General features: G+C 50.3%; 6 protein-coding genes and 1 pseudogene. 5 read left to right on the top strand and 2 right to left on the bottom strand.

Annotated elements, in window-relative coordinates; genetic code table 11:
- Positions 1-348: 348 nt before the first annotated feature.
- A complete protein-coding gene (gene pepA, locus STRDD11_RS07380) occupies positions 349-1,416 on the bottom strand; it encodes a glutamyl aminopeptidase (protein WP_128836769.1) in 1,068 nt (355 codons plus the stop codon).
- A gap of 125 nt (positions 1,417-1,541) precedes the next feature.
- Here pepA and STRDD11_RS07375 point away from each other — a divergent pair, with 125 nt between their 5' ends.
- Together STRDD11_RS07375 and ytpR are read left to right on the top strand one after the other, a co-directional pair.
- Positions 1,542-1,829: a DUF4651 domain-containing protein gene (locus STRDD11_RS07375; protein WP_128836768.1), complete on the top strand. Its 288-nt coding sequence runs from the start codon at positions 1,542-1,544 to the stop codon at positions 1,827-1,829.
- A gap of 142 nt (positions 1,830-1,971) precedes the next feature.
- Positions 1,972-2,598: a YtpR family tRNA-binding protein gene (gene ytpR, locus STRDD11_RS07370; protein WP_128836767.1), complete on the top strand. Its 627-nt coding sequence runs from the start codon at positions 1,972-1,974 to the stop codon at positions 2,596-2,598.
- 147 nt (positions 2,599-2,745) lie between these two features.
- Here ytpR and STRDD11_RS07365 read toward each other — a convergent pair whose 3' ends face one another.
- Positions 2,746-3,348 (bottom strand): hypothetical protein, encoded by a 603-nt coding sequence (locus STRDD11_RS07365; RefSeq protein WP_128836766.1) that lies wholly within the window; start codon positions 3,346-3,348, stop codon positions 2,746-2,748.
- 344 nt (positions 3,349-3,692) lie between these two features.
- On the opposite strand from STRDD11_RS07365, the gene STRDD11_RS07360 reads away from it, so the two are divergent.
- The 3 genes and pseudogenes from STRDD11_RS07360 to STRDD11_RS14365 form a co-directional block, all read left to right on the top strand.
- Positions 3,693-4,088, top strand: a complete 396-nt coding sequence (locus STRDD11_RS07360; protein ID WP_128836765.1) for a single-stranded DNA-binding protein — start codon at positions 3,693-3,695, stop codon at positions 4,086-4,088.
- 143 nt (positions 4,089-4,231) lie between these two features.
- Complete coding sequence (locus tag STRDD11_RS07355) at positions 4,232-5,218, top strand: sugar ABC transporter substrate-binding protein (protein ID WP_128836764.1); 987 nt, start codon at positions 4,232-4,234, stop codon at positions 5,216-5,218.
- A pseudogene (locus tag STRDD11_RS14365) lies at positions 5,218-5,693 on the top strand (sensor histidine kinase); the annotation flags it as partial. The gene STRDD11_RS07355 and the pseudogene STRDD11_RS14365, both read left to right, overlap by 1 nt.

The raw sequence follows: 5,693 nt of genomic DNA, 5'->3' as shown, positions 1-5,693 counted from the left end.
GCAAGGTTGAGTAAGGGACAAACAAGTCCGTCAGGGCACCGTTTATACTCTTTGAAACTCTCTTCAAACTACATCAGCTCCAACAATCTGGGGGAGTGGCGGTGGGACAGAACTAAATTTTTAAAAATTTAGTTCGTCGTCCCAGCCCCGCGAGGATGATTAGGAGCTTTTTGGAGTCTAAAAGACGAACAAAAAGTCCAATCAGCTACCGCGCCAAAAGTTTTTTACCAAAACAAAGCGAGACTGAAAGACTTTTGTCTCAGCCTCAGCCCGATCCAGCAAACAGGAAAGCGAGGGAGGTCCGGCGGACCTTCTCACTCTTAGGCTCTGCAGGATAGGGCCGCCGCTCTAATAATTTTTAATCAGATCGACAGTTGAGCGGTCCAGCTTCTTGATCAAGGCTTGCAGGAAGGCCTGAGCCTGCAGGAAATCATCCATGGCATAAAGGGTCTGATGAGAGTGAATGTAGCGGGCGCAGACGCCGATTGTAGTGGATGGAACACCGCCGCTTTGAAGGTGGGCCACGCCGGCATCGGTTCCGCCTTTGGCACAGTAGTATTGATACTTGACGCCGGCTTCTTCGGCTGTCGTCAGCAGGAAGTCTTTCATATTCGGCAGCATGAGGTGGCCGGGATCAAAGAAACGCAGCAGCGTTCCCTCGCCAATGGCTCCCTGATTGCCGTACACATCGCCGGCCGGTGAGCAGTCAACGGCAAAGAAGATTTCCGGAGCAAACTTAGTCGTAGAAGCATGAGCGCCGCGCAGGCCGACTTCTTCCTGAACGTTGGCTCCGACATAGAGTTCATTGCCCAGCTTTTGGCCGGAGAGGGCCTGAGCCAGCTCGCTGACCATGAGAACGCCGTAGCGGTTGTCCCAAGCCTTGGAAATGACATTTTTGCCATTCGCAGTGAGGACAGCGGAACTCTCAGGTACAATCGCATCGCCGGGGCGAATGCCGTAGCTTTCGGCCTCTTCCTTGCTGGCAAATCCGCCGTCAAAGACAATATCTGCTACTTGAGGAAGGCTGGGAGAGCCGTTTGCGCCGCGCAGAAAATGCGGGGGTACAGATCCAGAAATAAGAGGAATTTCCCTGCCCTCGCGGGTAAAGAGCGTGAAACGCTGGCTGCTGACGACCAGCGGGTTCCAGCCGCCGATTTCGACAACCCGGAAAGTACCGTCAGCCTTGATTTCGCTGACTAAGAAGCCGACTTCGTCCATGTGGGCTGCCACCAGAACGCGGGGAGCGTCAGCTGCTTCAGCATGCCGGACCCCAAAAAGGCCGCCCAAACCGTCTGTGACAAATTCATCCACATGAGGCCCCATCTTTTCCCGCAGATAGCTGCGAACCGGAGCTTCGTGGCCGGAAATAGCAGAAATTTCCGTTACTTCCTTGATTTTTGAAAATAAGTCTGTCATAAATATACCTTCTTTCTGCCTTTATTTTATCACTTTTTTCTGAGGAAGAACAGGGCTGAGTGAAAGCTTGGGTGAAATGGCCCGGCTTCTTGTTCCTCCTGCGATTTTATGATAAAATATTCTACATGAAAGCGAAAAAAATCATTTTAACGACAACGGCTCTTTTGGGAGCTGGAGCTCTGGCTTATGGAGCAGTCAAAGCAGTGCAGGAGCAGAAAAGGCTGCAGGAGCGCGAGGCAGTTGTGCAGGCTGTGCGGGATTTCTTTGCCAGTCAGGGTGAAATTGCCTGCCTCTATGTCAAGCTTTATGAGTCTGCAGATGACCGGCTGGTCGGCGGTCTGGTCTTGGAAGACGACCGCCATTTCACCTTTGTCTATGACAAGGGCCAGCTCAGCTATGTGGAAGAAGGGTGATATTTCCTGCAGATAAAGAGGAAGGGGTTCGCATGCGGTCATGGGGAGTCTGACTTTTTCAGAGCTGTTCAGTCCATCATAGCCACCAGATCAAGAGTCAAATCAATAAATTTTCAGTTAGTATAAGAAAAGGGAGTGTAAAATGATTTTCACATATAATAAAGAGTATGTCGGCGATGTCCTGATGGTTATTGCTGCAGATAGTCAGGGAGCCAAGCTGGCGGTTGAGCGTAAGGGCCGTGTGGCACGTGTTTACCGCGAGGACAGCGGTGAGACCGTAGCTTGGAATATCTTTCAGGTGTCCAGTCTTTTGGAAATAGCAGAGCGCGGCCAGATCTTTCTGACAGATGAGCAAGCAGCAGCTCTCAATCAGGAGCTGAGCAAGGAAGGCTTCGCTGCAGAGCTGGTCAATGATCGGGAGCCCAAGTTTGTCGTCGGTCAGATTGTCGAGATGGAGGCACATCCAGACAGCGACCATCTCAACATCTGCCAAGTCCAAGTAGCAGCTGACAAAACCATTCAAATCGTGGCCGGTGCCCCGAATGCCAAAGTGGGGCTCAAAACCATTGTGGCTCTGCCCGGAGCCATGATGCCCAAGGGCAATCTGATTTTTCCGGGGGAACTGCGCGGCGAAAAGAGCTTTGGCATGATGTGCAGCCCGCGGGAGCTCCAGCTGCCTAATGCCCCGCAAAAACGCGGCATTATTGAACTGGCCGACAGCGAAACAGTCGGAACAGCCTTTGACCCAGCCAAGCACTGGCAGGGATGACCAAAGAGGCGGCGGGCTGTAAGCTCTGTCAACTGCAACTCTGCCCGCCTTTCAGCACTTTCTCTAAAAAAAGAGGGAGCAGGACAGAACCACTTTTCATGTGGGGTCTGTTCTGCTCCTTTTTTAGGGGCTGATTGTTAGAGAGTTTTAAAAAAATACACTGTCCCCGCCCGTATCTTCCGGACTGTCAGAACTGACGGCCGGCTGCTGCGCTTTGGCTGTTGGCTCGGTTGGCCTGTAGCCGTATTTGTATTGGTTCAGCAGTTCATTCAGCCCTTGATTTTCCAGTTCCTTCAGGCGTTTTTTATTGAAAACAATGCTGATGAGGCGACTGTCAGCATAGGCATAAATCTTGTAGCGGGGTTGATTAAAGGCTGAAAAATCATCAAAGCCGTCCTCCATCCAGAGGCTGATCTCAGATGCCTCACTGTCTTGGTTGTAGCGGGCGTGGCTGATTTGCTCCAGAGGGATGCGGTAGGTTTTGGCGGACAGCAGGCCGCTGTAATGATAGCAAATGCAGCTGCTGCCAATGGAGAGAATGGTGGACTGAACGGTCAGCCGGCGAATGGCTAGAATCAGAAGCAGCAAAAAGAAAGCTGCGGTCAGCAGGCTGAGGGCAAAAAAACTGGTGTCTTTGTGAGGATTGGAGCTAATCAGATAGTCGACAGCAGACCAGACAGCAAAGCTGCCAAACCAGAGAGCAATGAAGATAAAGAATAGCTGTTTAAGGGGTGAATGCTTGATAATCATCGGAAACCTCCATAGTGCAGAAGTGTGTGAAACAAAAAGCCGGGCCGACCTACTTTCTAATATAATCCCCCCACAGCGTTATCCCCAAGAGTCCGGAGAACTTTTTCAGCCTGAGTCCAGAAATCGGAAAGCGAAGCAGGGCGGCGGATGAAGGGAGGGCAGTTCCCGGCTTTCGTCAGACCTGGGGATTGTTGAAAGCTGTATCACTCATCTTCGGTCTTGCTGCCTCGCCCACCGTGTGAGGATTCGGAAAGGCCATCAGGCTTTCGCCTTTTTATCTACTATACCATATTTTTTTCAATTTTTCGCTCCTTTTTTCGAATGATTAGGTAGGAGGAAAGAAAATGTATAATAAAGTCATCATGATTGGCCGTTTGACGGCCACACCGGAATTGCACAAAACGGCCAATGAGAAGTCTGTTGCCCGGGCAACAGTAGCGGTCAACCGCCGCTACAAAGGGCAGAACGGCGAGCGGGAGGCTGATTTTGTCAACCTTGTCGTCTGGGGGCGCTTAGCGGAGACTCTGGCCAGTTATGCCAGCAAGGGCAGCCTCCTTTCTCTGGATGGAGAACTGCGCACCCGCCGCTATGAAAAGGACGGTGTGACCCACTATGTGACAGAGGTGCTCTGTCAAAGCTTCCAGCTGCTGGAAAGCCGGGCTCAGCGCGCTCTGCGCGAAAATAATGCCGGTGCCGATCTGGCCGATTTGGTTCTGGAAGAAGAAGAACTCCCCTTTTAGTCAACAGGAAAAACAGACAGGAGCAGTTGCTTTTGTCTGCTTTTTTATGATAGAGCATTTGGAAAGATTTTGCTTTTTTGGCTCTTTGTAATATAATAATTCTATATGCAAAAGCTGGCGGGAAAATAAATGAGGAGTTGAAAATGGTGTTGGATAAGAGGAAAAAAGGGATTCAAAACTGCCGGAAAGGCATTCTGTGGTCGCTGTTTACCGTGCTGCTCTTTTGTTTGGCCTTGATTTATTTTCATGGGAGCATGGCGGAGCAGGACCAGCTTAAAATCGGTGCAACCTATATGACTATGAACAATGATTTTTACAAGACGCTCAATGCAGAGCTGGAGAAGAAAACCAACCAGCAGGGCAGCCGGCTCTATGTCCGGGATCCTGAGCTGGATGAGGGCAAGCAGAGCCAGCAGATTGACTTTTTTGTCAGGGAAGGGGTGGATGTCATTGTCATCAATCCGGTCAAGAGCGACAGCACTGCAATCATTTCCTCTCTGCATAAGGCCAAGCAGGCCGGCATCAAAATTATTGTTGTTGATGCACCTGTCAGCGATCAGGCAGAAGTAGACACGACGATCGTTTCGGATAATTATCAGGCGGGTGTCCTGATTGCCAGAGACATGATGAAGCGCTTAAAGAGCGCCAATATTCTCCTTTTAGAGCACCGCAATGCGGTATCAGCCATGGATCGGATTCAGGGATTTGTGAGTACGATTCGGGGCCATTCAGGCTATCAGATTGTGGCCCGCAAGGAAACCCTGGGACAGACCGAGGAAACTATGCCGCAGGTCAAGGCTGCTTTAGAGGAGGGACTGAATTTCAATGTCGTTATGGCCCTCAATGACCGTGCCGCAATCGGTGCTTTGGCAGCTGTGAAGGATCAGGGCGTTGACCGCAGAATTTCGATTTACGGCGTAGACGGTTCGCCGGATATCAAAAATTTTCTGACGACAGGCAATGACATTGAGGGGACGGTAGCCCAATCGCCGATTCAGATGGGACAAAAGGTCGCCGAGGTCATTGAGCTCATGCAGGTCGGCAGGCCCTATGAGCGTCAGTATCTGATCCCTGTCCACTTGGTCAACAGGGACAATATCAGCCAATACACGATTACAGGATGGCAGTAATGAGACCCAATAAAAGTATTTTTTACAGCAAGATTGCCCTCATGGTGATTAATTTCATTGCCATTGTCTACAATGCCTCTATCTATCTCTTTGCGACGGATTATGTCGTCGCGAAGGGCTTCAGCCACTCGCTTTTGGAACGTTTGGACGCGATTCCGGGTTCTCCCCGCTTGATTTTTCTGGTCTCCCTGATCTTTTATGCCTGTCTGCTGCTGGTCTTTTACTACCGGGAAAAGCACCCCAACCAGCTGTCGGTCTATGACAAGGCTACGATTATTGAAATCCTGCTCATGCTGGTCATCTTTTCGGTCCTGCACTCGTCTTATAACGGCCTTATTCTCTTGGTTTTTGCGGATATTTTCTACGGATCCAAGGAATTCAATACCTCCAAGGACAAAAAATACTGGTTTTCCTTTATTATCCTGAGCTTTGGCATGCTGCTCTTGTCCAACTATGATCTCATGTCGCTCTTTAT

This window comes from Streptococcus sp. DD11 (genome assembly GCF_001578865.1).
Taxonomy (GTDB): Bacteria; Bacillota; Bacilli; order Lactobacillales; family Streptococcaceae; genus Streptococcus; species Streptococcus panodentis.
Note: the sequence above shows the minus strand (reverse complement) of the source record. Positions and strands in the feature narration are given on the sequence as shown.

Bases quoted from the DNA above. Each gene is read 5' to 3' on its own strand.
- pepA (WP_128836769.1), bottom strand. From the start codon at position 1,416: ATGACAGACTTATTTTCAAAAATCAAGGAAGTAACGGAAATTTCTGCT.
- STRDD11_RS07375 (WP_128836768.1), top strand. From the start codon at position 1,542: ATGAAAGCGAAAAAAATCATTTTAACGACAACGGCTCTTTTGGGAGCT.
- ytpR (WP_128836767.1), top strand. From the start codon at position 1,972: ATGATTTTCACATATAATAAAGAGTATGTCGGCGATGTCCTGATGGTT.
- STRDD11_RS07365 (WP_128836766.1), bottom strand. From the start codon at position 3,348: ATGATTATCAAGCATTCACCCCTTAAACAGCTATTCTTTATCTTCATT.
- STRDD11_RS07360 (WP_128836765.1), top strand. From the start codon at position 3,693: ATGTATAATAAAGTCATCATGATTGGCCGTTTGACGGCCACACCGGAA.
- STRDD11_RS07355 (WP_128836764.1), top strand. From the start codon at position 4,232: ATGGTGTTGGATAAGAGGAAAAAAGGGATTCAAAACTGCCGGAAAGGC.